The sequence below is a fragment of the Rhodoglobus aureus genome (genome assembly GCF_039527955.1).
GTDB classification, from domain to species: Bacteria; Actinomycetota; Actinomycetes; order Actinomycetales; family Microbacteriaceae; genus Rhodoglobus; species Rhodoglobus aureus.
In genome coordinates, this window is the sequence record NZ_BAAAKW010000017.1 from 1 (window position 1) to 22,902 (window position 22,902).

The window sequence follows — 22,902 nt, forward strand, 5'->3', positions numbered from 1 at the left end:
CCCGCCTACTCGCCCTCGCCACAGGAATCTGGCACAACTGGCTCATCGGAGCATCACACAAACGATCCCTCATCGCCTACGACCATTAGGACTCACTCATCTAGGGGTGACTCACGATCAACTACAGCGGGTTCGAGCCCGTGAGCAGAAAGAACTGGCGCGGCGGTTGGAGAGGTTCCGCGCGGGTCGTCCGCCACTCGACCTACACGGCCGCACCGCAGTCGTGGTCGATGACGGAATCGCGACCGGATCCACTGCAATGGCCGCGTGCCAAGTGGTGCGCGCGCTCGGCGCCAACAGAGTGGTACTGGCGGTGCCGATCGCACCGCGCAGCTTCACGCCCGGTGACAACATCGACGAATTCGTCTGTCTGGAGCGACCCGCACGCTTCATGGCAATCGGCCAGTGGTACACCGACTTCACGCAAACCACCGACGACGAGGTGCTGCGCTGGCTGAGCCCGGCCTAAGCAATGATCCCGCGCCGAGCACGCGCCGAGCACGCGCCGCGAGCATCCGCACACTCACGACATCATGTCGACGGAACGACGCTTCTCCGCGAGAATTGCTATGACCAGCAGCCCCACCGTGATGGCCGAGGCCACCCCAATCGTGCCCACCATCGACGCGGCGAACGGTGACGCAAGAATGGCAACCGCAGCGAGCGCAGCGAGCGCAGCGAGCGCAGCGAGCGCAGCGAGCGCAGCGAGCGCAGCGAGCAAAAAATAATGCCCATAGTTCCAGAACAGGTAGCGTTCGGGCTTGTTCTTGAGACCTTCAGCTGCAGGCTCGGAGAAGTAGAGCCACCACAGCGCGAAGAGCAGCACGAGCACCACGAAGGCGGGGATGGCAAGCTCGGCCGGCAGCAGCAGCCGCACGAGCCATCCCACTTGTACGATGCCAATTCCCAGAGCGTAGCGCTGGGAAGTCGCACGAGTTTCGGGGTCGTCCTTGATCGCCCTCAGCAGAGTTGCGATGAGCCCCAGTCTCAGAATGAGGTATCCGATGGTGACGGCGGCGAAGTTGCCACTATCGAACGCCATCGGCACGCCCGCGGCGAGCACAAGGATGCCCCCCATCTGCAGCATAGTGAACAGTCGGTAGGGCACATCATCGGTGTCGTAGGCGGAGGCCAGCCAAGTGAACTGATTCCACGCCCACCAGATGGTGAAGAACACTGTGAGGAATGGGCCGACCGCGTCCGCAGTTTCACCAACCTCGATGGCGTGAACGAGTTGATTCACCACCGAGGCAACCGCGACAACAAACGTGAGGTCAAAGAGCAGTTCAAGAGGCGTTGTTTTGCGATGCGGTTCGTCGATGTCGCGAGCGGTCACCCGCGAACTCACAGAGTTCATGAAATGACTTTAGTCAGTCAACGGGCTCGGAATACCGAGGATCTTCGTGCATCGCCCAATATTGGGCCCCAATTTTCTGCGTCACTGGCCCGGGAACCCCGGCGCCGATCGCACGGCCGTCGATAGTGGTGACCGGCATAATCCCGCCCGCCGTACTAGTCACGAACACCTCGCTCGCGCTCGTCAGCTCGCCATACGGCAGTGCCCGCTCCTCGACCCGCAAGCCGAGCTCCACACCCAGCTGTGCCCCAATTTCTAAGGCAGTTTTACGGGTGATCCCCTCGAGAACGCCTGATTTCGGCGTCACTAACACGCCAGCAGTGACCGCAAACACGTTGAAGCCGGGGCCCTCGACAACATTCCCCTCGGCATCCGACAGCAAAGCAGTTTCGGCATCATGGTCGTAAGCGTCGTAGAGCCCCTGAACTAGATCGAGCCAGTGGTAGTTCTTCACAGTGGGGTCGACTGACTCTGGGGCGATCCGTTGCACGCTGCTCACGTGCACCGACAGGCCGCGTTTTTGGTGCTCAGGGGTCGCAACCCAAGCAAAGGGCACCGCGAACGCATAAAACTGGTTCACACAATCGCGAGGGTCCCGCGATCCTGGCGCCGCCATCCCGCGCGTGCAGATCAGTTCGACATAGGCGTTATCGAGACCGGATGCCCGAACACACTCGTGCAAAATTTCTCGGATGCCGTCACGGTCAATCGGCAACGACATCCGCAGCTTTGCCATGCCCCGCTCGAAGCGATCGAGGTGGGCGTCGAGACGGAAAAAGCGCCCATTCCACACGTGCACCACGTCGTAGGTGGCGTCAGAATGCAGAAACCCGAGATCGAGGATCGGGATAGCCGCCTGCGCGATCGGCACAATCTGACCACCAACGTAGGCTGCACCTGCTGTGTACGACAGCGCCGTGTCCATAGTCATTGCTGCTCCTCACAAAACCACTATGACTTGACTGTACTCACGTGACCCGTCGTCTACGGCTCTCGACGAGACGGATAGGTTAGAGGCTCGACAGTCGGTACCGGAAGGACGTAATGAGCTTGTCTTCCTCTGACGCCGGTTCTTCTGGAAAGAACCATCGCGCACCGATGAGATGGCTACCGTGGGCAACACTTGTTGCAGCCGCGGGCGTGCTCTCGGTAATGACTGCACCGGGCCAGACTGCGGGACTGTCAGTGTTCACCGACCCCCTCATCTCGCAACTCGATATCTCTCGGACCGGCATCTCGGCAAGCTACTTTGTCGGCACGATTATCGGGGCTGCGGCGCAACCATTCGTCGGCCGCGCACTGGACCGATTCGGTGCGCGCTCTGTGACCATCGCCATCGGGGTCCTGTTTGCCGGTGTCTTGTTCACCCTGAGTTTTGTGGGCAACATTGGCGAGTTGACTGCCGGATTCATTGGGGTTCGGATGCTCGGCCAGGGTGCGCTCAGCTTGGCAGCAACGACCGCTGTGGCAAGGACGATCACCCGGCATCGAGGGCTAGCTCTGGGCGTGACGAGCGCGATTGGTTCCGCAGGCATCTCGCTTGCGCCGGTCGGATTAGAGCGTCTCATCTCCGCCGTAGGTATCGAGGCAGCCTGGCGCTGGGAGGCGCTGGCCGTGGCGGCGGTGGTAATTCCGCTTGCCCTGATTCTGCCGGGCCGAAGCCGACCGGCCCACCAGTTCGAAGAGCTGTCGACGGCACAGATTGTGATTCATCGGGAATCGTGGATGCTGCGCGAAGCGGTGCGCACCGGGATGTTCTGGGTGATCGCAGCGTCGCTCGCCGTGTCGGGGATGCTCAGTACGGCACTGGCCTTTCATCAGATTGCGCTTCTCAGGGAGCGCGGGCTCACTCCGTTCGAGGCTGCGGCCAACTTCCTTCCCCAAACGGTGACAGGAATCGCTGCGACGTTACTCGTCGGAGTGTTCATCGACCGTGTTAGCCCGAAATTGTTCGTCGTCTTCTCGATGCTCACCCTGGCCGGTTCGCTGCTTCTCTTGCCGGTGGTCTCCGCCGGCTGGACCGCGGTGCTGTACGGGCTTGCGCTTGGCGCGGCCAGCGGCAGCCTGCGTGGCATGGAAGCCGCGGCTTACGTTCGCTACTACGGCACGGCCCACATCGGCTCGATTCGTGGATTCGCTACGGCCATCGGGCTCGCCTCGACGGCTCTCGGTCCCATTGCCCTGTCGGTGGGCGTTGACATCACGGGGAGTTTCACCGGTCCCGCTGTCACGTTCGCCATCCTCCCCCTCGCCGTCGCGATACTGGCTGTCTTCGTTCGAACTCCCCGTCGTCACGCCGTGAATTGAACGAGCAGCTCGCATCGCGAGATAATGGGGCAATGAGCCGACGCCGACAACTCAACGATGCCGGAATGAAACTGATGAATGGCGTGCACCGCGCGGTGCTCGCCATCTCTGGCGGTCGCCTCGGCTGGACGCTCGGAGGCATGCCGTCAGTTGAGCTCCACACCACGGGCCGGGTGTCGGGCATCCGACGATCCACTATGTTGACCGCCCCAGTGCACGGCAACGGCCGCTGGGTGTTCGTCGCGTCGAAGGGCGGCGACGATCGCGACCCCCTCTGGTACCGCAACCTCGTAGCGCACCCGGATGCCGCGATCACCGTTCGCGGGCGCACCCTGAACGTGCACGCCCACACCGCAGACACGGCAGAGAAGGCAGAACTGTGGCCGCAGATCGTGGCTGCGAACTCTCGCTACGCCGAGTACCAGACCAAGACCACGCGCGACATCCCCGTAGTCATCTGCGACGAGCGCTAAGCGCGCTCCACCAAAAACACGAATGGCCCGCGCAACTAGCGCAGGCCATTCGTGCGATCAGGGGTGTGATCTAGGGGGAGCTTTGAGAAGCGCTGCCTAGCGGCGCAGTTCCAGGGTGCAGCACTTCACGCCGCCGCCACCGAGCAGCAGCTCAGAGAGGTCGACGCCGATGGGGTTGTAGCCGCGCTCCTTGAGTTGGCGCTCGAAGTCTTTAGCGCGGGCGGCGATGACGATGTTGTAGCCATCGCTGTAGGAGTTGAGTCCGAGCACTGCCGCATCCTCTTCAGTAGCAAGGATGGCGTCGGGATACAGCGCACGGAGTTTTTCGAGAGAGGGCTCATCGAAGGCGCTCTCCAAGTAGGCGATGTTGGTGTCATCGAGCTTCGCGATGGCAGTATCAACGTGGTAAAAACTGGGGTTGATGAGGTTGAGGGAGACAACATTGCGGCCCGAGATTTCCGCGAGCTCGCGGTGACTTTCTACCGAAGTGCGGAAGCCCATGCCCGCAAGGATGTTGTCGCCGACGAGCAGGAAGTCGCCTTCGCCCTCATTGACGTTGACGGGGTCGGCGACGGTGAAACCGTTCGCTCCGAACCAGTCCATGTAAGCGGGGCCTTCTGCTTTGCGCTCGTCATAGGTGAAGAGTGCGCCATAAGCCTTGCCGTCGATCACGAATCCGCCGTTTGCGGCGTAGACCATGTCGGGCAATCCATCGATGGGGTCGATGAGCTCGACCTCAAAACCGAGCTCGATGTAGGTGTCATACAGTGTCTGCCACTGCTTTACAGCGAGGCTGGTGTCTGTAGGGTCGTTGGGGTTCATCCACGGGTTGATGCTGTAGCTGACCGTAAAGAAGTCGGGACGGCACATCAGCACGGTCTTCGCGGTTGCCTGGCGAGCAGGTGTGGTCGATTCGGTGTCAGTGATCGTCATAGCCCCAGTGTTTCACGCATCTATCCGCAATGTCTCGGCAATATGCGCATTTATTCGGCGCAAAGGCTAGTCAGTGCACAATATTTCGCCGTAGGGTGGGGTAATGGACAAGCTGGACGCAGGAATCATCGACATGCTCCGCCTCAATGCTCGCGCCGGGTACGGCGATATCGGTGACGCAGTGGGCCTCTCCGCCTCCGCAGTCAAACGTCGCGTCGATCGACTTGTGGCCAGCGGAGTGATCCGCAGCTTCACCATCCAGGTTGATCCAGCCGTCGACGGCATGGGCACCGAAGCCTACGTGGAGCTGTTCTGCCGCGGCAACGTGGCGCCTCACGAACTCAAGCGAATTTTGAGCGCCATCCCCGAAGTGGTGGATGCCGGAACAGTCAGTGGATCTGCCGACGCTGTCGTCCATATGCGCTCCCGTGACATCCACTCGCTTGAAATCGCTCTCGAACGTTTGCGCACCGCAACCAACATCGACAACACGCGCAGTTCGATTGTCTTGTCGCGCTTGATTCACCGTCGCTACGAGTAAGCAATCGGTTCGATTACGCATTTTAGCCACCTTCGTGCCGCGTGCGGTTTTCCACAGTAGAACCGGATTTTGACGACTAATTCCGTTTTGTAACACGAACTTAACCATGTATACCGTTGCGTCTGTCTCCGATTTCCGATTGACTACCCAGACACTCGCGAATCAGTTTTCGTGAACTCGGAGGTGCGTAACAACGTGACGGTTTCAACTCAGAAGACAAGCTCCCCAGACTCAAGCGCGGCAGACTCGAACGTCAAAACGGCGAGCGCGATCGAGCTGGAGGGCAGCGTCGTTCTTGAGGGAATAACGAAGAAGTTTGGTAGCGCAACCGCGGTAGACAACATCAGCCTGCACGTGCGCCCCGGCGAGTTTCTCTCGCTGCTTGGCCCTTCCGGCTGCGGCAAGACGACCACCCTGAGAATGCTTGCCGGTTTCGAGGAACCAACCTCGGGCAGCATCCGTATTTCAGGCAAAGATGTCGTCGGAATTCCTCCCCACAAACGTGACGTCAACACGGTATTCCAGGCGTACGCGCTGTTCCCACACATGAGTGTCGCCGAGAACGTCGCCTACGGTCTGCGCCAGAAGGGCACACCGAAGTCAGAAATTCGTGAGCGCGTCACCGATGCACTCGATATGGTGCAAATGGTCTCGTTTGCCGATCGCAAGCCTACCCAGTTGTCTGGTGGTCAGCAGCAGCGCATCGCGCTCGCCCGCGCACTAATCAACCGTCCATCGGTACTGCTGCTCGATGAGCCCCTCGGTGCACTTGACCGCCAGTTGCGTGAAGAAATGCAGATTGAGCTCAAGCTGCTGCAATCACGACTCGGCATCACGTTCATCTTTGTTACTCACGATCAGGGCGAGGCCCTCTCCATGAGTGATCGCATCGCCATCATGCGCAGCGGCCGCATCGAACAGTTGGATGATGCGGATTCGATCTATGACAACCCGGCGAGCGCCTACGTTGCCGGATTCATTGGCCAGCAAAACTTCATCCCCGGCACGGTATCTGCGAACACCTCGGTCATGGAATCACGTTTCGGTGTGGTCCGCGCAGCGGGACCCCACGCAGAACTCGACGCCGGTGCGGATGCCCAAGCAGCGGTGCGACCTGAGGCCGTCAGGGTCTCGGCAAGCACTGCGGCGAGCGCCACAGTCGCCGCCACTGCCGAGAATGAGATTCCGGGCGAAGTGATCGGCGTCTCCCACCAAGGCGAGACACTGCAGTTTCTGGTGTCGATCGGCAACGATCAGACCCTCCTGTCTCGGTCTCCTCGCCCCAATGCACCTCGTCTTGCTGTTGGCGAATCCGTCGTCTGTTCCTGGGATGCCGTGAACGTTCACCTCTTCCCAAGCGAGCAGGCAACCCAGGCTCGGGCCGACATTGCCCGCGCCGTCTCCAATCCAGCCCCACCAACCAGTTCAATCGCCCTCTAAAAGGAGCAGCCTGATGTCACACGAAAAGCCACTTCGCATTCTCGCCTCAACTTCGGCGACAAAGATCATCAAGTCGGAGTTGAACCGACGCCGCTTTCTTGCGCTCTCCGGCACAGCAGCCGGTGTTGCACTGCTCGCCGCCTGCAGTCCGGAGTCTGGTGCCGGCTCGTCCCCCCAAGCCACCGGAGGCGCACTCGAGGGTGGCCTGTCGATCTACAGCTGGGGCGACTACGACGACCCCGATCTGGTCGCTGAGTTCTCGAGCGAACTTGGCCCAACAATCACCTTCGACTCTTTCGCCTCCAATGAGGAACTGATCTCCAAGCTCGTCGCCGCTCGCGGAACGAGTGGCTACGACATCGTGGTGCCCACCGGACCGTTCATCCCGCAGATGATCGAGAACGGTCTCCTCAGCAAGCTCAACCTTGATCTAATCCCCAACATTGCCGACATGGACCCGGACTTCCTGGGTCGCGACTGGGATCCCAACAACGAATACTCCATCTGCAAGGCCTGGGGCACCACCGGGTATGTTTACGACAAGACCAAGATCAGTCGCGAACTCACCACCTGGGCCGACTTCATCGATGCTGCACAGAACGAGGCAAGCGGCAGAACATCCGTGCTCGATGACCCAGCACCGCTGCTCGGCATCTACTACTGGGCCAATGGCATTGATTGGAACACCACTGACGAGGCCGATCTTGCGGCGGCGGAAGAGTTTCTCACCACGCAGCTTGCCCCACACCTTTCGGCATTCGACTCCTACCCTGGTGGCGCAGCGATCCCGCAGGCGCAGCAGATTCTCATGCAGTCCTGGAACGGCGACGCGCGCATCGGAATTATGGAGAGCGACGACCCCGACCGCTGGCAGTGGGTGCTCGGCTCCCCTGACACCGAACTGTGGATGGACAACTGGGCTATCGCCGAGGGCGCAACAAACCCTGAGGCCGCCCATGCCTTCATCAACTACGTGCTCACCCCAGAGGCATCCCTGCGCGAGCTCGACTACATCGGTTACCACACCGGCGGTACCGGCATCGAGGATGCGGCGCGCGCTGCCGACCTCGAAATGCTCGACCTGGTGTTCTTCGATGAGACACAGATCAAGACGATGCACACCCAGACACTCAGCGAAGCGCAACAGCGCATCGTAGAGATCTGGGACAAGACCAAGGCTGCTGCCGGCGCCTAACCGTTGCAGCAAGTCGGGAGTACTGAATGACCGTCACCGTTGAGGACCGCGCTGCCCCAGAGGTTGGGGCACGCGCGGCTCCCACGCGCCAACGCCGCCGCCTGAAACTGCCCGGCTACGCCCTCGCAATTCCTGCCTGGGCCTGGCTGTTCGCCTTCTTTGTCGCGCCTGTTGCGCTCGTTGTCTGGTTCAGCTTCGGGTACAAGCCCGGCATCTTTGGCACCCACGCCAATGATGTTCTGTCGCTCGATCGCTACGCCGAAGCCCTGTCTCCGACGTTCTTCTCCACCTTCCAAAACACACTCTGGGTGGGAGTTGTCGGCACGCTTATCTGCTTGGCGATTTCCATTCCATTCTCGTATTGGCTCGCGTTCAAGGCTCCCGTCTCGCGCCGCGGCATGCTGCTGGCGATGGTCATGATTCCGTTCTGGACAAACTTTCTGGTGCGCACCATCGGGTGGCAGATCATCCTCGCCCCAACCGGACTGCTCTCTACCGCCCTCCAGTCAATTGGAGTGCTTGACCAGCCATTGGAGATCCTGTTTACTCGCACGGCAGTGCTGATCGGTGTGGTCTACAACTACATCCCCCTGATGATTCTGCCGATGTTTGTGGCCTTCGACCGGGTGTCGTTGCCGATGCGCGAGGCGAGCAAAGACCTCGGCGCTGGGCGATGGTCGACCTTCCTCAATGTGACGCTTCCCTTGGCGAAGCCGGGCATCATCGTTGGCATCCTTCTCGTCTACATCCCGCTGATGGGTGACTACATCACCGCCACAGTGTTGGGTGGGGCGAAGGGCAACATGGCGGGCCAGATGGTTGCCAACCAGTTCCAGACCGCACAAAACTGGGCCTTGGGCTCGGCGATGGCGGTAGTTCTGGTTCTCACGATTCTGACCACCGTGCTCATCGCTGCCCTCATTTCGTGGTTGGCGTCATGGCCTCTGAGAGCCCGCCAGCGACTGGTGTTGGGAGGCAAGTCATGAACCGGTTATCGTTCACTGATATCTCGCTCAAAGTCTGGGCAGTACTCGTCTTCATCTTCCTGTTTGCGCCCATCGCCGTCATCATCATCTACTCCTTCAACGAGGGCAGGCTGCTCGTCGCGTGGAACGAATTCGGTTTCGGCTCGTTCGCGACAATCGTGACAAAGCCCGCGATCACCGCCGCAGTGATGGTGTCGATACAGACGGGCTTCATCGCTTCACTGATTGCGACAGCACTCGGCACCATGGCCGGCGTAGCGCTGGCACGGCGAGCGGGCAAGTGGGCTCCCTGGTTTTTGATTCTGCTCATTCTTGTCACCGTCACCCCCGAAATTGTGGATGCCGTTTCTCTCTTGCCGTGGATGGTTTTCCTCGGTCAGGATGTTGGTCTCAGCATGTTTGACAATGGCATCGTGCGACTGGTTGTCGGTCACTCACTGTTCTCCACTGCAGTCGTGGCCTACATCGTGCGTTCTCGACTGATCGGAATCGATGAAAGCTTGGAGGAGGCCGCATCCGATCTTTATGCGCCTCCGTTTAAGCGCTTCACCCAGATCACGCTCCCGTTGGTGATGCCTGCGGTACTCGCTGGTGGACTGCTCTCGTTCACCTTGAGCCTCGATAACACAATCGTTTCGGCGTTCGTGCAGGTGTCGGGCACTACCCCGTGGCCCGTTTATGTACTCAGTGCTGTGCGCAGCGGGTTGCGGCCAGAAATCGCCTCCGTCTCAACAATCATGCTGCTGCTCACGCTGGCCGCGCTTGGCCTCGTTGCCTACGTCTTGCGTCGGGCCGGCGACTCTCCGACTGATATCGCCAAGACCGTCGGCGGCGGCTAGGCCCTCAGCCTGTTGGACCGCCCGACTGCTAGACCTCCAGACCGCTAGGCCGCTAGGCCGCAAAACCGCTCAAGGGAAGTGCACGAAACCATGTCATTCGCTGATCTTGTCTTTACTGGCGGTGCCGTCTTCACGGCGACCGGCACTGAACCGACCGCGGGCAGTGTGGCCGTGACCGGTGGCCGAATCGTGGCAGTGAGCACTGCTATGGGCAACACAGCTGTTGCGGATGCTGCCACCAATGTTGGTGCGGACGGCTCGCCGAAAACCGACGCCGACATCCAAGCGCTCATCGGCCCTGACACCGAAGTCATCGATCTCGCCGGCAAGCTGCTGATTCCCGGCTTTCAGGATGCTCATGTTCACGCTGTCTGGGGAGGTCTCGACCTCATCCGCTGCGATCTTGCTGAGGACTCCACCCGCGAGCAGTACCTGACCCGGATCCGCAACTACGCGACGGCCAACCCTGAGCTTGAGTGGATCTTGGGCGGTGGCTGGAACATGTCAGCCTTTCCCGGAGGAACGCCCACAGCATCCGATCTCGACACCGCAGTCGCCGACCGGCCCGCGTTCATCCCGAACCGTGACGGTCACGGTGCGTGGGTGAACTCGCGCGCGCTCGAGCTCGCCGGCGTCACGAGCGAGACCCCCGATCCGGCTGATGGTCGCATCGAACGCGACGCCCACGGCAACCCCACCGGCACGCTTCACGAGGGTGCGATGTCACTCGTGAACCAACTGCTGCCCGAGACTTCGCCCGAAGATTATGCGCGGGCGTTGACGATCGGCCAAGAGTATTTGCACTCGCTCGGCGTCACCGCCTGGCAAGACGCCATCCTCGGTGGTTACGGTGATGCCGGCGATGCCACCCCGGCGTACATGGAAGCGGCGACGTCCGGAGCATTGACTGCTCGCGTGGTTGGCGCCCTGTGGTGGGATCGCACGCGCGGCCCCGAGCAGATTCCCGAGCTCGTTCTGCGGCGCAAAAACAATGCCGCCGGGCGCTTTGCTGCGACCACCGTCAAGATCATGCAAGATGGCGTGGCCGAAAACTTCACCGCCGCAATGCTTGAGCCCTACCTCGATGGTTGCGGACACCACACCGACAACTCGGGCATCTCATTTGTTGACGCCGCCCAACTCATCTCGAACGTCACCGAACTCGACGCTCTCGGATTCCAAGTGCACTTTCACGCCATCGGTGACCGCGCGGTGCGCGAATGTCTCGATGCAGTGGAAGCAGCCCGAGCGATCAACGGGCCCAACGACAACCGCCATCACATTGCGCACTTGCAAGTGGTGCATCCGGATGACGTTCCCCGTTTCGCGACCCTCGGAGTGACGGCCAACATGCAGTCGTACTGGGCTGCCCTCGAGCCACAAATGGTCGACCTGACCCTGCCATTCTTGGGCGACCCGCGCAGTTCGTGGCAGTACCCGTGGGGCGACCTCTACCGGGCCGGAACCCATTTGGCTTCCGGCAGCGACTGGTCGGTGTCGAGTCCTGACCCGATGGCCGCGATCCACGTTGCCGTGAACCGCATTGCGGCTCCCGGCCACGAAGAGGGCGAGTATGAGGCGTTTTTGCCTGAGCAGAGCCTCGACCTGCTGACCGCAATGACCGCGTACACGGCTGGTTCGGCTTTTGCGAACCACCTCGATGCGACCGGAACGATCGAAGTCGGCAAGCTCGCCGACCTGGTTGTGCTCGATCGCAATCCTTTCGCTCGGCCATTGGCCGAAATTGGGATCACCAGAACAGAACAAACCTTCGTCGAAGGCGAGCGCGTGTACCTCGCGCCCGCGCAATCATGAAACTCGCCACTACCTGCGCGAGAAGGGAACGTGCCCCGTGGGCAAAGTAGTTTTTGAAAGAAACCCACCAGCAGCATCCGTCATCAGTCATTCGCTTCATGGTTCGGTTCATAAGCCGTTCTGGATCGACGATGTCAAGGATCCCCAAGAATTTTCGGCGCTGCGCGGAGAGATCACCGCCGACCTCGCAATCGTGGGCGGCGGCTACCTCGGCCTGTGGACCGCGGTGCTCGCCAAGCAACGCAACCCCGACGCGAAGGTCGTGCTGCTTGAGGGCCGCGAGCTCGGTTGGGCTGCCTCCGGGCGCAACGGCGGATTCTGCGAAGCCAGCCTCACCCACGGTGAAGAAAACGGCATGAGCCGCTGGCCCAATGAGTACGACCAGCTCGACCGCCTCGGCATGCAGAACCTCGACGAAATAGAGGCGAGCGTTGCTTCGCTGGGCCTCGACTGCGACTTCGAGCGCACCGGCTCACTCGATCTCGCCATTGAACCGCACGAGATTGCCTGGCTCAAAGAAGCCAAGACCGATGATGACACCGTCTTTCTCGACGAAGCGGCAGTGCGTGCCGAAGTGAACTCGCCCACCTACCTCGCCGCGGTGTGGAACAAGCGCATCAACGCCCTCGTGCACCCTGCCAAGCTCGTGCGCGAATTGGCCCGAGTCGCGAGCGAACTCGGCGTCGAGATCTTTGAGAACTCCCCCGTGCGCGAGGTCGAAACATCCGGTGGTCCAACGGATGCCGCAGTCGTGCACACCCGAAAAGGTACGGTGCGTGCCGCCAGAGTTGCGCTCGCGACTAACGCCTTCCCGTCGCTGCTCAAGCGTGCACGCCTGCAGACGGTTCCCGTTTATGACTATGTGCTCATGACGGAACCCTTGAGCCCCGCCCAACTGGCGTCTATAGGCTGGTCGAACCGTCAGGGTCTCGCCGATATGGCGAACCAGTTTCACTACTATCGCCTCAGCGCCGACAACCGTATTCTCTTTGGGGGATATGACGCGATCTACCACTATGGTCGCAAGGTTCGCGACAAGTACGAGAAACGTCCCGAGAGCTTCGAGCGGCTCGCAAGTCACTTCTTTACGACCTTCCCGCAGCTGGAGGGCCTCAAGTTCAGCCACCGCTGGGCTGGCGCTATTGACGCGTCAACCCAGTTCAGCGCCTTCTTCGGCACAGCCCGCAACGGTCGCGTGGCATACTCGGCCGGCTTCACCGGACTCGGTGTTGGCGCGACGCGTTTCGCCGCCCAAGTGATGCTCGACAAACTCGACGGACTCACCACCGAGCGCACCGAATTGCAGATGGTGAAGAAGATGCCGCTGCCCTTCCCACCCGAGCCAATTGCATCGATAGGCATCAACGCAACCCGGTGGTCGCTGAATCAGGCCGACCACAATCAGGGCCGCCGCAACGTCATCCTCAAGACCTTGGATGCGCTCGGTCTCGGCTTCGACTCCTAGGAGAACTATGCTCACCCCTGGCCAGCCTCACGCCTCAAGCGCAGTGACCGTCACGCGCGAAGCACTCGATGCCGCGAGCGTTGCGGAGGGACTCCCGACCGCGGGCTACACCGTGCTCGACACCCTCGGCGACACCGAGATCGGCATCTGGGAGATGAGCGTTGGCACCGCAACCGACACAGAAGAAGATGAAGTCTTCATTGTCGTGAGCGGGCGTGCCAGCATCCACTTCGCTGCGGATGATCGCACGATCATTGTCGGGCCGGGTGATGTTGTGCGGCTCACCGCCGGCATGCACACCACCTGGACGGTCACCGAAACGCTGCGCAAGATTTACGTCAGCTAGTTCGGCGGCCCCGCCGGCCTGCTCAGATCGTGTAAGCCTGAGGCAGAGCGGGGAAAGGCCTCTACGATCCTCCGAGCAGTCATTATCATCGCGTAGAGCAAGCGTCCTTGAGGCCACAGCGACAACAAGAGCGCCCCCCACATAGCAAACGCGAATGTCCAGAGCCCCATCGTCACAGCGATGCCGAGGTGGAATGCCACCCCAAGCGGAAGCAGCACGTACTTAGTTCGCTGAGGCAGGAACAGCGATATCCCCAGAAGAAATTCCAGCATTAAAGTGCCCCATGTGACGGACGCGACCAAAACGGGATCCAACATCATGGCATCTGTTGCTTGCCGCAATGGACCAACCGGTCCGAATAGGGGGTCCCGGAGCCAGCAGTAGATCGAAGTACCATCGAGCCACTCCGCAACCGAAAGCTTGCTGAGGCAGGCGTTGATGTAGATAAACGAAACCTGCACCTTTATGACCACAAGGGTTACGCGGGCAAGTATTCCAGCGTAGATGCCTGAGCCCACGAGCCCAGCGGCCGACAGATGTCTCCAGTGAAAACGACGCGAGTCCGTGAGCGATACCGGTATCAAGAGAAGGGCCAACACCGCTGCAACCTGATCTCCTCCGTCGACAGTAGTGAATGACGCTTGATTGCTGAATAACACCCACCACATGGGAATGGCAGTCAATCGCGGTCTCCAGCCCGAGGCGGCGAGGGCGAGGATGAGGATGCACAGAATCTGCATCCAGCTGTTATCCACAGGATCTACAACGCACCAAGCGCTAATCCGCGCCGGCCCAGCACAGTTGGGAACGACGTCGATGCCGGCCCCAGGCCGTATGAGCGTGTCCATCGAGTTGAATGCGAGTGTGGCGAGCCCAGTCACCGCAATTAGCGTCCTCGCTATCCCGAGGTTTTGTGTCCACATAGGCGTATCGATCCAGAGAATGACCCAACGAGACAGCCGTGTCAGCATGAGACGTCGATCAGAATCACGAGTGGCTCGGTTCCTGTTTGGCCAATGCGCGCGTACGCCCATGGTGCTGGGACCTCGCGAGCGAGTGCACCTTGACCACAGATCGTTGGCGCTGGCGATGGATTGCGGATTCTTATCCAAGACTCGTTGCCATCAGTCGTCAGTTTTGCGAGGCAGTCAAGGCTCGCGGAACTTAACTCGCCACACGTGATCCAGTTTTTGTCAACAATTGCCGTATACAGAATTCCAAGCTCAAGCCCTTGCGCCCTGGAGACTCGGTTGAGGCCAAAGAGGTACTGGGGTTGGCTGTGTGGAAACAACGCGTCTTTCTTCCAACCGGTGGTTGCGTCATAGGCGCAGGGCACCAAATTTTCGTCGCGCGGAGACTTGGTAAAGAACCCCCACTGCTCGGGCGCGATGGTCTGGGCAATGGGGCGCACAGATCTCTGCCACGACGACGTGAGCACGTTCTCTTCTTGATTAGTGAGGAACACAAATGATCCGACCACCGCCCAGAACCCAACCAAGAGTAGAAAGAAAAGAGCAATGGAAGGGGGCTCCGATAGTTCGCTACTCGGATCGATTTCGGATCGGGATGCGTCCTGTTCGGGATCGTTACCCACTTTTAACTACCTACTTCGATGCCGATTCGCTTACTTGGTGAAGTCCGATGCGATTTGGGATACCAGCTTCTCGTAGCGCAGCGAAGATTGAGAATCCGCTGCCGACGCCGGTCCCCAGAAGACGTTGGTCACGGAAACGGCTGCCACGACAAGCACCCCTGCGGCCGCGACCACGAGCGCCGCTACCGCGAACAATACGACCTGGATGCACGAAGGTCCCGCCGCAATATCTTCCTTAGTCAGATAACCAAGCGACTGGAGCGCGTTGGCAAATACCGAACTAGTCTCTTGCAGCGTCCTATCTACCACCTTAATATTGCCGCTTTGTAGACCAACCTCGAGCCGCTCGAAGTAGCCGGGTTCAGTGACCTCTATCTCCGCGACGATGACCGCTATGGCTTCAAGCGCTTCGGGAGTTTGCTCGACCGGCGTTGCAAGGTCGGTAACCTCTACGGCTGCCGGGCCAACACCAAAGACAATCGCCTCGAATAGAGCTTCACCGGTATACGACGGCTCTGATGTTGTCTGGCTGGAGATTGTTGTTTCTTCGGTGCCCGCAGCAATTGCGGGAGTCGCGACTGCTGCGACCAGTAAGGCTGTGCTGAGAGTGAGACCCAACGTAGCGAAGTAATTCTTGCGCACAATATGACCAATCTATTGCGACAATCCCCGGGATATCTTCTGTAAAGATTGAACCATCGTGACGTTCTCTCACAATACATACGACAGCTAAAGTGCACAATGCTCTAGGAACAATGTGGAAAACTTCTTTGTGACTTTATCGAGCGTTCGGACCGAGCGAGGTGGTCTTTATCCCATTGATAAGCGCCGCGGGCGTCTCTGGGTCGCGAAGGCTAAGGGAAAAGATCTTCCCGTTCATCAAATCAACAGTGAGTCCGGGGCCGGCGAAGAGAAGAAGAGCACTCCGCCCAGGCGCGACCCGGTATCCCCAGCCTCCCCAGTTCGCTGGCTCCAAAACCTCAGTTCGCGCCTCTCGAATGGTTCCAAGTGGAATGCTTTTTCGGAGGAGCGGCATTAGCGCGGACACTATGCGTAGCCCTCGACTATCTATCCGCACCCGCAAGCGAGCCAACGCAACCGAACCTAGAAATATCACGAGAAACACACCCAAGGTCACCCTACTCTCGAGCCCTCCCTGATCTATCGGCACAACAACAACCAAGGTCACGATGGCCGCCAACGCCGCGACAGCCATCCAGGCAAACAGACTGACATCGACTGTCTCAATCCACACTCCGGACTGATGCTCGGTCAGCTGCATCTCCGGGCGACTGGGGCCCGAAAGGTCTACTCGGGTCTTCGCCGCGATGAAATAAGGGACGAGCCCGAAGATCCCTGCCAACGGAGCGAACAAACCCCACCCACCCATCGTCGGTTCAGCACCTGCTGGGGCAGCAACAGCTATAGCGGCAAGTACTATCCAAATCGCCGCCGTCAAACCCGAACTCACTCCCGCAATAAGGAACGTCCGTCGGCGCTCGCTTGCGGGCATCTCCCGATTTGCGGATGCGGTGCCCACAGACGCTGCAATGAAACACACGGCAGCTGCGACACCTACGAGAAGAAGAGTAGGCAGAGTTGAGGTTACTTCCCCGTTGCTCCCGAACCGGCTTGCGACCTCAGCAGGCAAGAGCGATCGCCAGAACAGCCAAGTGGCAACTACGGCGATCAATGGCAACCAGGATACTGCGGCCGCCACTGCATCGCGTTGAACATCGGATTGCTGACGTTGTGCCATTAGCTACTTCCCCTCGATTAGGCCAAGAATTTCCAGCCGCGACATCCCAAGCTTCTGCGCTTCGACCATGAGTTCGTTTGCGAGTTCGGTCACACGGACCAGCGCCGGGCTGGCGTCGGAAGCAACCCAAGCCCCTCGACCCTGTCTCATTTCAATGAGACCCTCGTCCCTCAAAGCCCCATACGCGCGCAGCACGGTATGCATATTCACACCCAAGGACTCGGCTAGATCCCGCGCAGGAGGGAGCCGTTCACTTTGCCGCAACGCGCCAGTCACGATTCCCGCGCGCACCTGAGCCCCGATCTGTCCAGCCAAAGACACCGAAGAACTGGCGTCAACCAAAATCAGCATCTGTTTGCACTCCGTCTAGGACGATTCGAATGATCCGCTACCTTCGCAGCGAAAGTGATTCATCAAATCTATTGTTTGCATCACTCATAGAACAATATACCTTTTCGCTGGCATGATCGACCCATGAGGTGCTGCCGCCCGGCGTAGCGTTATTCTGCGAATGATTCTCCGATTCCCGACGACCATTTCGAGCGGCGTGATTTCGGCGGTGATTCTATTTTTAGCATCGAGCCCCAACCTGACCCATGCCGTCGTGCTTCCGTTGTGACTCAGGAACGGCCTCGAGCGTCCACCCCGAGGAGGCCTATGGGCCCAGCCGTGCTCTCCTGCCCCCGTTGCCGCGTAAGTCTCACATGCGCCTCATGGAGATACCTGGTCGATGAGCGGGCGTGCCAGCATCCACTTCGCTGCGGATGATCACACGATCATTGTCGGGCCGGGTGATGTTGTGCGGCTCACCGCCGGCATGCAGACCACCTGGACGGTCACCGAAACGCTGCGCAAGATTTACGTCAGCTAGTTCGGCGGCCCGCTGGGGTCGCGTAGCGTAGGAGCATGATCACACGACGGGAAGCCGCGCTTCGCTTAGACATCCCCTTGGAGATGGCCAGACGGCACGACATCCCGACCCGCATGTCTGAGGCTCAGTTCACTGAGCTCGAGACCAACCCGCCAGCCTGGCTTGTGCAGTCGCGCGCCAACCGCACGGGCAAGCGCCCTGTCTGGGCTCAGCTCACCTGCACGGTCTGCGGTTTCACTGAAGCAGCTCGGCCGAAGAAGTGGTGGCCTGCCTTCACCTATCTCACGTGCGACTGGCACGCAGCCGATGAACTGCCACCGGCCGCTGACGGTATGTACCGTTCGGAGATCGACGGAATCGGTAGTCGCTTCGTGGGAATCGTCGACGAGAAGCCATAGCGAGACAGCTTTCTCCGTCGGCCTGCAGTCACGGTGGCCGAACGGTCCACGAACTGCGCCGACATCCGCTAGCCGAGTTCGCGCAGCGGCGAAGTTCGGTCGCCGCCGACATCTCCTGTGTTTATGGTTCCGCCGAGTTCAATAATGACGGCGGATACCTGGTGCTCAGCCTTCGGGCAATGCTCGACGCCCTTGGGGATAACAAAGAGTTCATTCGGGCCGAGCACTATGTCGCGGTCCCGCAGTTGGATGGTGAGCTCCCCCTCCACGACCAAGAACAGCTCATCAGTCTCGGTGTGGCTGTGCCACACGAACTCGCCCTGAAGCTTCACGATCTTGACGTCGTGATCGTTAACGCTCGCCACGCGGTGAGGCTGCCAATGCTCGGTGACGGTGGCAAGGGCAGTGATGAGACTGGATGCGGCGGTTGACATGGGCTAACGCTAGCAGCGCGATTTCCGAGTTGCCGCTACGTTCACGACCGTTTACGGAGCATGTTCCGTCGCGGGTCCGCCGCTCGATTCTGGCGGAATCAGAACGAGATTTCCGACGTGGCCCTTGTCGAGAAAGTCGCGCTGTGCGGTAACAATTTCATGCAGTGGGTAAGTGCGCTCGAGAAGTGGGCGGATCTCGCCGCGCTCGACGTACGACACAACATCGGCGAACACGTGATCGTCCCACGCGGTGCAGCCAATGAGCCGCAAATCGCCGAGGTAGAGCATCCGAAGGTCGAGTTCAACGATGGGGCCGGCAATCGCGCCCGATGTTACATAGGCGCCACCGTGGCGCAACAGTGCGAGCATGTTGCCAAACTCTGCGCCTGCGACGTTATCGATCACGACGTCGATACTCTTCGCACCAAGCTGCGCCATATGGTCGTGCCCGCGTTCGAGCACCTCGTCGGCACCAATCTCGATGACCCGGTCGTGTTTTGCGACGCTCGCGATACCGATGACGTAGGCGCCCCGTCGTTTCGCGAGCTGCACTACGGCCGACCCCACGCCTCCGGATGCTCCGGGAACCAGCACCCGCATGCCCGCGGTGATGCCGGCTCGGCTCACCATGTTCTCCGCGGTTCCGTAGGCGCAGGGAATCGTGGCGAGCTCGGCATCACTCCAGGTGCTATCGACGGCGAACACGTCGCACGCCCGCACAACGGTGAGCTGGGCAAATGCGCCGTCACGATCTGAACCAAGCCACTCTGTCTCGTCTGACCCATCTGTCTCGTCTGACCCTTCCTGGTCGAGAGGCATGCACGCCCGAATGAGCACGCGGGCACCGACGATGCTCCGATCGACTCCGGCACCTACTGCGACAACACGGCCACAGCAGTCTGCGCCCTGGATGAGCGGAAACGGCGTTGCCCCGTTCCAGCCACCGTCTGCACGGCCCACCCCCAGATCCTCGATCCCATCAGAGGATTCGTCGGTGGCAGTCGACACGCTCGACGAGTACCAGCCGAGTCGCGTATTGATGTCGGTGTTGTTCACGCCAGCCGCGAGCACCTGAACGAGCACCTCTCCAGGCCCGGCTACTGGTCTTACGACCTCGCTCACGACGAGCCGGTCGTAGTCACCAACACCCGTGGTGACGACGGCGGTCATCGTGGCCGCGTCTGTGTCGGCGGCGTCAGTATTGGGTCGCTGGCTCATGACTCCAGTCTCGCAGCAAGGCACGCAGCGCCGGGTTCTCCGCCCGACTCGCCTACCGGTCGCGCAGCGGCTTCGCCGCACCGGCCAGCACTAGGGCAACCAGAATTGGGATTCCGATCACCAGAAGCGCCATTCTGATCCCGATCACGTCACCGAGGAACCCCAGCAGTGGCGGGCCAGCGAGGAAGGCAATGTAGCCGAGCGTGGAGACCACCGAAACCCTGGCGGCGGCGCGCTTCGGATCATCCGCCGCTGCTGACATCCCCATCGGGAACGCGAGCGCCGCACCGATACCCCACAGCGCAACACCGACCATGGCGAGCCAGATGTTTCCTGCCAGCACGAAGAGGGTCAGGCCGATTGCTGCTGCCGCCATGCTGGCCCGAAGAACGGGAACCCGGCCGTAGGCGTCAATAGCTTTGCCTCCGAAGAAACGCATGACGGTCATCGCCAAGACGAAGACGGCGAACATGAGGGCGCCATTGGATTCTGTGACATCGAGTCCGTCGACGGCGGCTTTAGCGATCCAGTCGTTTCCGGCACCTTCCGTGAGAGTGGCTCCGAGCACCACGACGCCGATCAACAGGGTGCGGCGATCGCTCCAGGCACTGCGAGCCGTCGGAGTTGTAGCTTCTCCAGATGACTGCGGAGCTGCCGGGATGCGTGCCAGGAAGTACTTCGGAATCACGAAGGTCGTTGCCGCCACTACGACAGCGATGACGAGGAGGTGGGCGGGAAGCCCGATTCCTAGGATGGATAGCCCGGCGCCAATCAGTGCGCCAACGAATGCCCCACCGCTAAAGGCTGCATGGAGCTGCGGCATGATGGTGCGCCCGAGTTTGTGCTCAACGTCGGCGCCCTCAATGTTTTGGGCGACATCCCACAGCCCGACCCCAATGCCGAAGAAGAAGAGGGAGATCGCGGTTGCCGGTACAGACTCGGCGGCGAGCGATAACGAAATGCCGACTCCAGCGAGGGCCGCCACCAGGCCTGCAGCGCGAACAGTGTTGGCCGTGCCGATTCTGCCTGTTACGTAACCGGCAGTGGGCAAAGCGATGAGAGAACCCGCCGCCACGCAAAGAAGCAAGGTTCCCATTTGCCCAGGAGTGATGTTCAAGGTCTCGGTGACCGCAGGGATGCGGGCCGCCCAACTGGCAAACACGAGCCCGTTAATGCCGAACACGATGAACGTCGCGACGCCAGCAGCCTTCAGTTGCACCGAGGTTGCGGTTGCGGTCATACGGTCACTACTTCCACTGACTGACGGTCAAGTTCTGCAAGCTCTTGGGCCTGATCGAATCGAATCACGCGACAACTTTACGAGACACTGCCACGAGCGAAGGAAATGCTTTCCTCGATGAACGAGACAACAATGTCGAGCTCTGCGATCGTTCGCGGACCGTAGATCATGAACGCGGAGCCGAAATCTTCGTACTGGTGTGGCTCGCCCCAGCCCAGTTCCGTCAGCTGCTGACCGCGGTTGGCGGAAAGGCAGAGGTGCAGACTCGTGTCGAATACGCCGTGTAGGTGCACCGGTTCAAGGCGCTGCCCTGGCGCAAGCGACGTCTCAGGAGCGCGCTCATCCACTTTGTCGAGCAAGAAGACCGCCCGTGAGGATGCCGGTGAAACTTGGCTGTGCCCCTCGATAACCGAGTGCAGACCAAAAGTGCGCGCGACGAGTTGGCCCCAAAGTTCCGGCGATGACTGCTGAGTCAGCTGGCCCTGAGGACCTTCGGTCGATACCCGCGGTCGTGCACCCGTTCGCTGTTCCGTGATCACACCTCGAACTTACGGCACCGCACCGATGTCGTGGGATCTGACCCGAGCTAGCTCCTCCTGACGAACGCGCGTAGCTCGTTAGGACGTGCATCGTGCGCTTCCACAAATCCTGTGAATCATAGAAAGCCCGCTGCACTGGCTCGGCGTCAGCAACAAGTACGAGTTGCCTGATGGGCTCACACTTGCGGATGACTTGATCGAGCAGTGCACTGCCGACACCCAAGCGTTGGGACGCTGGTGACAGTAGGACATCTTGGATGTAGGCGATGGTCTGTCCCTCGGAAACGGTGCGAGTGAGCCCCACGAGCGTTCCGCTCTCTAATCGCGTCGTGACCACAAAATGCGATCCCTCGATCGCCTCCATCAACCGGGTCGGGTCGCGTGTGTAAGCGCGCCAGCCGACGGAGTCGTAGGCGCTGCGGTTGCCGAGGACCTGGTCGAGGTGTTTCTCGGTCCGGGAGACCGGAGGTCAACCTGCCCAATGTCGTCACTTTGTACGGCACGGTCCTGGGGCCGTCTGTTGTCCGGATCGCAGTTGGCCGACACGTTTGGCCGCCGCAGCACGCTGCAGGTCGGACTCGTGGCCTTCCGTGGCATCCCTATGACTGCGATCCGGATGGAAGCGAGCAGCCGGCGCTGCGTGCACTGTTCAGCAGGCTGGGGACAACGCCGACATACCCGGCGGTCGTTCACTCACCAACGGACCGGTGGTTGGGCTGCCGCAGTCATGCATCCTTCTGGCCGGAGTCGCTTTCGATAGCGATGGGCAGGGATCCGCTGAATCCGAAGATGAGGTCGTTGCCGTTGGCCAGACGGGTGACGGCGAGGATCATGTTCGTAGGAACCTTCGTGTTCGCCACCAGGTTTCGCCCGTCGGTTAGGCCCTGGTCGATTCGGTTTGCGATGTTCTCCCCGGGATAGGTTGGGGCGAGTTCAAATGTGTGGCCAGCGTAATATAATTTCGGCATTGTCAACTCCTTTGTCGATGACGTCAGGATACTTGATCTCCCCGACGTTCCGGACACACATCATCGCCTTATTGCACAGGGAAAGAGTTCTGATGCCGAAAGGCTCTCCGCCACAGTTATGTGAGCGTGACTAAAGGTCGCGCGCGTCACTCGTGGAGGGACCGAATAGGTCGTGAAAGTGTGC

At 60.3% G+C, this 22,902-nt stretch carries 26 protein-coding genes and 1 pseudogene; 13 read left to right on the forward strand and 14 right to left on the reverse strand.

Annotated elements, in window-relative coordinates; translation table 11 throughout:
- Window positions 1-106 precede the first annotated feature (106 nt).
- Window positions 107-469 carry a phosphoribosyltransferase gene (locus ABD112_RS03445; RefSeq protein ID WP_343923195.1) on the forward strand — a complete coding sequence of 121 codons (363 nt, stop codon included), beginning with the start codon at window positions 107-109 and terminating at the stop codon, window positions 467-469.
- Between the two features lie 54 nt (window positions 470-523).
- Here ABD112_RS03445 and ABD112_RS03450 read toward each other — a convergent pair whose 3' ends face one another.
- Both ABD112_RS03450 and ABD112_RS03455 read right to left on the reverse strand, forming a co-directional pair.
- A complete protein-coding gene (locus tag ABD112_RS03450) occupies window positions 524-1,357 on the reverse strand; it encodes a low temperature requirement protein A (RefSeq protein ID WP_343923197.1) in 834 nt (277 codons plus the stop codon).
- A 13-nt stretch (window positions 1,358-1,370) separates the two neighbouring features.
- Window positions 1,371-2,288 carry an aminotransferase class IV gene (locus ABD112_RS03455; protein ID WP_343923198.1) on the reverse strand — a complete coding sequence of 306 codons (918 nt, stop codon included), beginning with the start codon at window positions 2,286-2,288 and terminating at the stop codon, window positions 1,371-1,373.
- A 167-nt stretch (window positions 2,289-2,455) separates the two neighbouring features.
- On the opposite strand from ABD112_RS03455, the gene ABD112_RS03460 reads away from it, so the two are divergent.
- The gene (locus tag ABD112_RS03460) at window positions 2,456-3,664 is read left to right on the forward strand and encodes an MFS transporter (RefSeq protein ID WP_343923200.1); all 1,209 of its coding nucleotides are present in this window, start codon (window positions 2,456-2,458) and stop codon (window positions 3,662-3,664) included.
- 32 nt (window positions 3,665-3,696) lie between these two features.
- A complete protein-coding gene (locus ABD112_RS03465) occupies window positions 3,697-4,137 on the forward strand; it encodes a nitroreductase/quinone reductase family protein (RefSeq protein WP_343923202.1) in 441 nt (146 codons plus the stop codon).
- A gap of 96 nt (window positions 4,138-4,233) precedes the next feature.
- Here ABD112_RS03465 and ddaH read toward each other — a convergent pair whose 3' ends face one another.
- Window positions 4,234-5,070: a dimethylargininase gene (gene ddaH / locus ABD112_RS03470; protein ID WP_343923203.1), complete on the reverse strand. Its 837-nt coding sequence runs from the start codon at window positions 5,068-5,070 to the stop codon at window positions 4,234-4,236.
- A gap of 103 nt (window positions 5,071-5,173) precedes the next feature.
- Between ddaH and ABD112_RS03475 the strand changes: the two genes are divergently transcribed.
- The 8 genes from ABD112_RS03475 to ABD112_RS03510 all read left to right on the forward strand — a co-directional run bounded on the left by ABD112_RS03475 (window position 5,174) and on the right by ABD112_RS03510 (window position 13,697).
- Entirely contained in the window at window positions 5,174-5,611 is a 438-nt protein-coding gene (locus ABD112_RS03475; RefSeq protein WP_343923205.1) for an Lrp/AsnC family transcriptional regulator, read from the forward strand.
- A 195-nt stretch (window positions 5,612-5,806) separates the two neighbouring features.
- Window positions 5,807-7,051 carry an ABC transporter ATP-binding protein gene (locus ABD112_RS03480; RefSeq protein ID WP_343923207.1) on the forward strand — a complete coding sequence of 415 codons (1,245 nt, stop codon included), beginning with the start codon at window positions 5,807-5,809 and terminating at the stop codon, window positions 7,049-7,051.
- A gap of 13 nt (window positions 7,052-7,064) precedes the next feature.
- Window positions 7,065-8,246: a polyamine ABC transporter substrate-binding protein gene (locus tag ABD112_RS03485; RefSeq protein ID WP_343923209.1), complete on the forward strand. Its 1,182-nt coding sequence runs from the start codon at window positions 7,065-7,067 to the stop codon at window positions 8,244-8,246.
- Between the two features lie 26 nt (window positions 8,247-8,272).
- Entirely contained in the window at window positions 8,273-9,232 is a 960-nt protein-coding gene (locus ABD112_RS03490; RefSeq protein ID WP_343923211.1) for an ABC transporter permease, read from the forward strand.
- On the forward strand, window positions 9,229-10,071 hold the full coding sequence (locus ABD112_RS03495; protein ID WP_343923213.1) for an ABC transporter permease: 843 nt from the start codon (window positions 9,229-9,231) through the stop codon (window positions 10,069-10,071). Before ABD112_RS03490 ends, ABD112_RS03495 begins: the two co-directional genes overlap by 4 nt.
- Before the next feature lie 90 nt (window positions 10,072-10,161).
- A complete protein-coding gene (locus ABD112_RS03500) occupies window positions 10,162-11,886 on the forward strand; it encodes an amidohydrolase (RefSeq protein WP_343923215.1) in 1,725 nt (574 codons plus the stop codon).
- Window positions 11,887-11,923: 37 nt separating this feature from the next.
- Entirely contained in the window at window positions 11,924-13,351 is a 1,428-nt protein-coding gene (locus ABD112_RS03505) for an NAD(P)/FAD-dependent oxidoreductase (protein WP_343923217.1), read from the forward strand.
- A 7-nt stretch (window positions 13,352-13,358) separates the two neighbouring features.
- Window positions 13,359-13,697, forward strand: a complete 339-nt coding sequence (locus tag ABD112_RS03510) for a cupin domain-containing protein (RefSeq protein WP_343923219.1) — start codon at window positions 13,359-13,361, stop codon at window positions 13,695-13,697.
- Here the strand turns inward: ABD112_RS03510 and ABD112_RS03515 are convergent.
- The 5 genes from ABD112_RS03515 to ABD112_RS03535 all read right to left on the reverse strand — a co-directional run bounded on the left by ABD112_RS03515 (window position 13,694) and on the right by ABD112_RS03535 (window position 17,401).
- The gene (locus tag ABD112_RS03515; RefSeq protein ID WP_343923221.1) at window positions 13,694-14,731 is read right to left on the reverse strand and encodes a sporulation-delaying protein SdpB family protein; all 1,038 of its coding nucleotides are present in this window, start codon (window positions 14,729-14,731) and stop codon (window positions 13,694-13,696) included. The genes ABD112_RS03510 and ABD112_RS03515 overlap by 4 nt on opposite strands.
- Window positions 14,662-15,162, reverse strand: coding sequence for an SdpA family antimicrobial peptide system protein (locus tag ABD112_RS03520; RefSeq protein ID WP_343923222.1), 501 nt, complete (start codon window positions 15,160-15,162; stop codon window positions 14,662-14,664). The genes ABD112_RS03515 and ABD112_RS03520 overlap by 70 nt, the downstream gene beginning before the upstream one ends.
- Before the next feature lie 159 nt (window positions 15,163-15,321).
- Window positions 15,322-15,933 carry a sporulation delaying protein family toxin gene (locus tag ABD112_RS03525; protein WP_343923223.1) on the reverse strand — a complete coding sequence of 204 codons (612 nt, stop codon included), beginning with the start codon at window positions 15,931-15,933 and terminating at the stop codon, window positions 15,322-15,324.
- A gap of 136 nt (window positions 15,934-16,069) precedes the next feature.
- Complete coding sequence (locus ABD112_RS03530; protein ID WP_343923225.1) at window positions 16,070-17,050, reverse strand: hypothetical protein; 981 nt, start codon at window positions 17,048-17,050, stop codon at window positions 16,070-16,072.
- Window positions 17,051-17,053: 3 nt separating this feature from the next.
- Window positions 17,054-17,401, reverse strand: coding sequence for a GntR family transcriptional regulator (locus tag ABD112_RS03535; protein ID WP_343923227.1), 348 nt, complete (start codon window positions 17,399-17,401; stop codon window positions 17,054-17,056).
- A gap of 379 nt (window positions 17,402-17,780) precedes the next feature.
- Between ABD112_RS03535 and ABD112_RS03540 the strand changes: the two genes are divergently transcribed.
- Window positions 17,781-17,921: a cupin domain-containing protein gene (locus ABD112_RS03540; protein ID WP_343923229.1), complete on the forward strand. Its 141-nt coding sequence runs from the start codon at window positions 17,781-17,783 to the stop codon at window positions 17,919-17,921.
- Between the two features lie 35 nt (window positions 17,922-17,956).
- Complete coding sequence (locus tag ABD112_RS03545; RefSeq protein WP_343923231.1) at window positions 17,957-18,319, forward strand: hypothetical protein; 363 nt, start codon at window positions 17,957-17,959, stop codon at window positions 18,317-18,319.
- 68 nt (window positions 18,320-18,387) lie between these two features.
- Here the strand turns inward: ABD112_RS03545 and ABD112_RS03550 are convergent, their stop codons facing one another.
- From ABD112_RS03550 to ABD112_RS03575, 6 genes and pseudogenes are all read right to left on the reverse strand, one after another.
- Window positions 18,388-18,753 carry a cupin domain-containing protein gene (locus tag ABD112_RS03550; RefSeq protein ID WP_343923233.1) on the reverse strand — a complete coding sequence of 122 codons (366 nt, stop codon included), beginning with the start codon at window positions 18,751-18,753 and terminating at the stop codon, window positions 18,388-18,390.
- 51 nt (window positions 18,754-18,804) lie between these two features.
- The gene (locus ABD112_RS03555; RefSeq protein ID WP_343923235.1) at window positions 18,805-19,971 is read right to left on the reverse strand and encodes a zinc-binding dehydrogenase; all 1,167 of its coding nucleotides are present in this window, start codon (window positions 19,969-19,971) and stop codon (window positions 18,805-18,807) included.
- A gap of 52 nt (window positions 19,972-20,023) precedes the next feature.
- Entirely contained in the window at window positions 20,024-21,211 is a 1,188-nt protein-coding gene (locus tag ABD112_RS03560) for an MFS transporter (RefSeq protein WP_343923237.1), read from the reverse strand.
- Window positions 21,212-21,288: 77 nt separating this feature from the next.
- Window positions 21,289-21,750, reverse strand: a complete 462-nt coding sequence (locus ABD112_RS03565; RefSeq protein ID WP_343923828.1) for a luciferase domain-containing protein — start codon at window positions 21,748-21,750, stop codon at window positions 21,289-21,291.
- A gap of 172 nt (window positions 21,751-21,922) precedes the next feature.
- Window positions 21,923-22,114 (reverse strand): annotated as a pseudogene (locus ABD112_RS03570) (GNAT family N-acetyltransferase); the annotation flags it as partial.
- Between the two features lie 361 nt (window positions 22,115-22,475).
- The gene (locus tag ABD112_RS03575) at window positions 22,476-22,718 is read right to left on the reverse strand and encodes a hypothetical protein (protein ID WP_343923239.1); all 243 of its coding nucleotides are present in this window, start codon (window positions 22,716-22,718) and stop codon (window positions 22,476-22,478) included.
- Window positions 22,719-22,902: the final 184 nt, after the last annotated feature.

What these genes read in the sequence shown, in the direction of transcription:
- ABD112_RS03450 (WP_343923197.1), bottom strand. Translation starts at nt 1,357, where the DNA reads ATGAACTCTGTGAGTTCGCGGGTGACCGCTCGCGACATCGACGAACCG.
- ABD112_RS03455 (WP_343923198.1), bottom strand. Translation starts at nt 2,288, where the DNA reads ATGACTATGGACACGGCGCTGTCGTACACAGCAGGTGCAGCCTACGTT.
- ABD112_RS03460 (WP_343923200.1), top strand. Translation starts at nt 2,456, where the DNA reads ATGAGATGGCTACCGTGGGCAACACTTGTTGCAGCCGCGGGCGTGCTC.
- ABD112_RS03465 (WP_343923202.1), top strand. Translation starts at nt 3,697, where the DNA reads ATGAGCCGACGCCGACAACTCAACGATGCCGGAATGAAACTGATGAAT.
- ddaH (WP_343923203.1), bottom strand. Translation starts at nt 5,070, where the DNA reads ATGACGATCACTGACACCGAATCGACCACACCTGCTCGCCAGGCAACC.
- ABD112_RS03475 (WP_343923205.1), top strand. Translation starts at nt 5,174, where the DNA reads ATGGACAAGCTGGACGCAGGAATCATCGACATGCTCCGCCTCAATGCT.
- ABD112_RS03485 (WP_343923209.1), top strand. Translation starts at nt 7,065, where the DNA reads ATGTCACACGAAAAGCCACTTCGCATTCTCGCCTCAACTTCGGCGACA.
- ABD112_RS03490 (WP_343923211.1), top strand. Translation starts at nt 8,273, where the DNA reads ATGACCGTCACCGTTGAGGACCGCGCTGCCCCAGAGGTTGGGGCACGC.
- ABD112_RS03495 (WP_343923213.1), top strand. Translation starts at nt 9,229, where the DNA reads ATGAACCGGTTATCGTTCACTGATATCTCGCTCAAAGTCTGGGCAGTA.
- ABD112_RS03500 (WP_343923215.1), top strand. Translation starts at nt 10,162, where the DNA reads ATGTCATTCGCTGATCTTGTCTTTACTGGCGGTGCCGTCTTCACGGCG.
- ABD112_RS03510 (WP_343923219.1), top strand. Translation starts at nt 13,359, where the DNA reads ATGCTCACCCCTGGCCAGCCTCACGCCTCAAGCGCAGTGACCGTCACG.
- ABD112_RS03515 (WP_343923221.1), bottom strand. Translation starts at nt 14,731, where the DNA reads ATGGGCGTACGCGCGCATTGGCCAAACAGGAACCGAGCCACTCGTGAT.
- ABD112_RS03530 (WP_343923225.1), bottom strand. Translation starts at nt 17,050, where the DNA reads ATGGCACAACGTCAGCAATCCGATGTTCAACGCGATGCAGTGGCGGCC.
- ABD112_RS03535 (WP_343923227.1), bottom strand. Translation starts at nt 17,401, where the DNA reads ATGCTGATTTTGGTTGACGCCAGTTCTTCGGTGTCTTTGGCTGGACAG.
- ABD112_RS03540 (WP_343923229.1), top strand. Translation starts at nt 17,781, where the DNA reads ATGAGCGGGCGTGCCAGCATCCACTTCGCTGCGGATGATCACACGATC.
- ABD112_RS03545 (WP_343923231.1), top strand. Translation starts at nt 17,957, where the DNA reads ATGATCACACGACGGGAAGCCGCGCTTCGCTTAGACATCCCCTTGGAG.
- ABD112_RS03550 (WP_343923233.1), bottom strand. Translation starts at nt 18,753, where the DNA reads ATGTCAACCGCCGCATCCAGTCTCATCACTGCCCTTGCCACCGTCACC.
- ABD112_RS03555 (WP_343923235.1), bottom strand. Translation starts at nt 19,971, where the DNA reads ATGAGCCAGCGACCCAATACTGACGCCGCCGACACAGACGCGGCCACG.
- ABD112_RS03560 (WP_343923237.1), bottom strand. Translation starts at nt 21,211, where the DNA reads ATGACCGCAACCGCAACCTCGGTGCAACTGAAGGCTGCTGGCGTCGCG.
- ABD112_RS03575 (WP_343923239.1), bottom strand. Translation starts at nt 22,718, where the DNA reads ATGCCGAAATTATATTACGCTGGCCACACATTTGAACTCGCCCCAACC.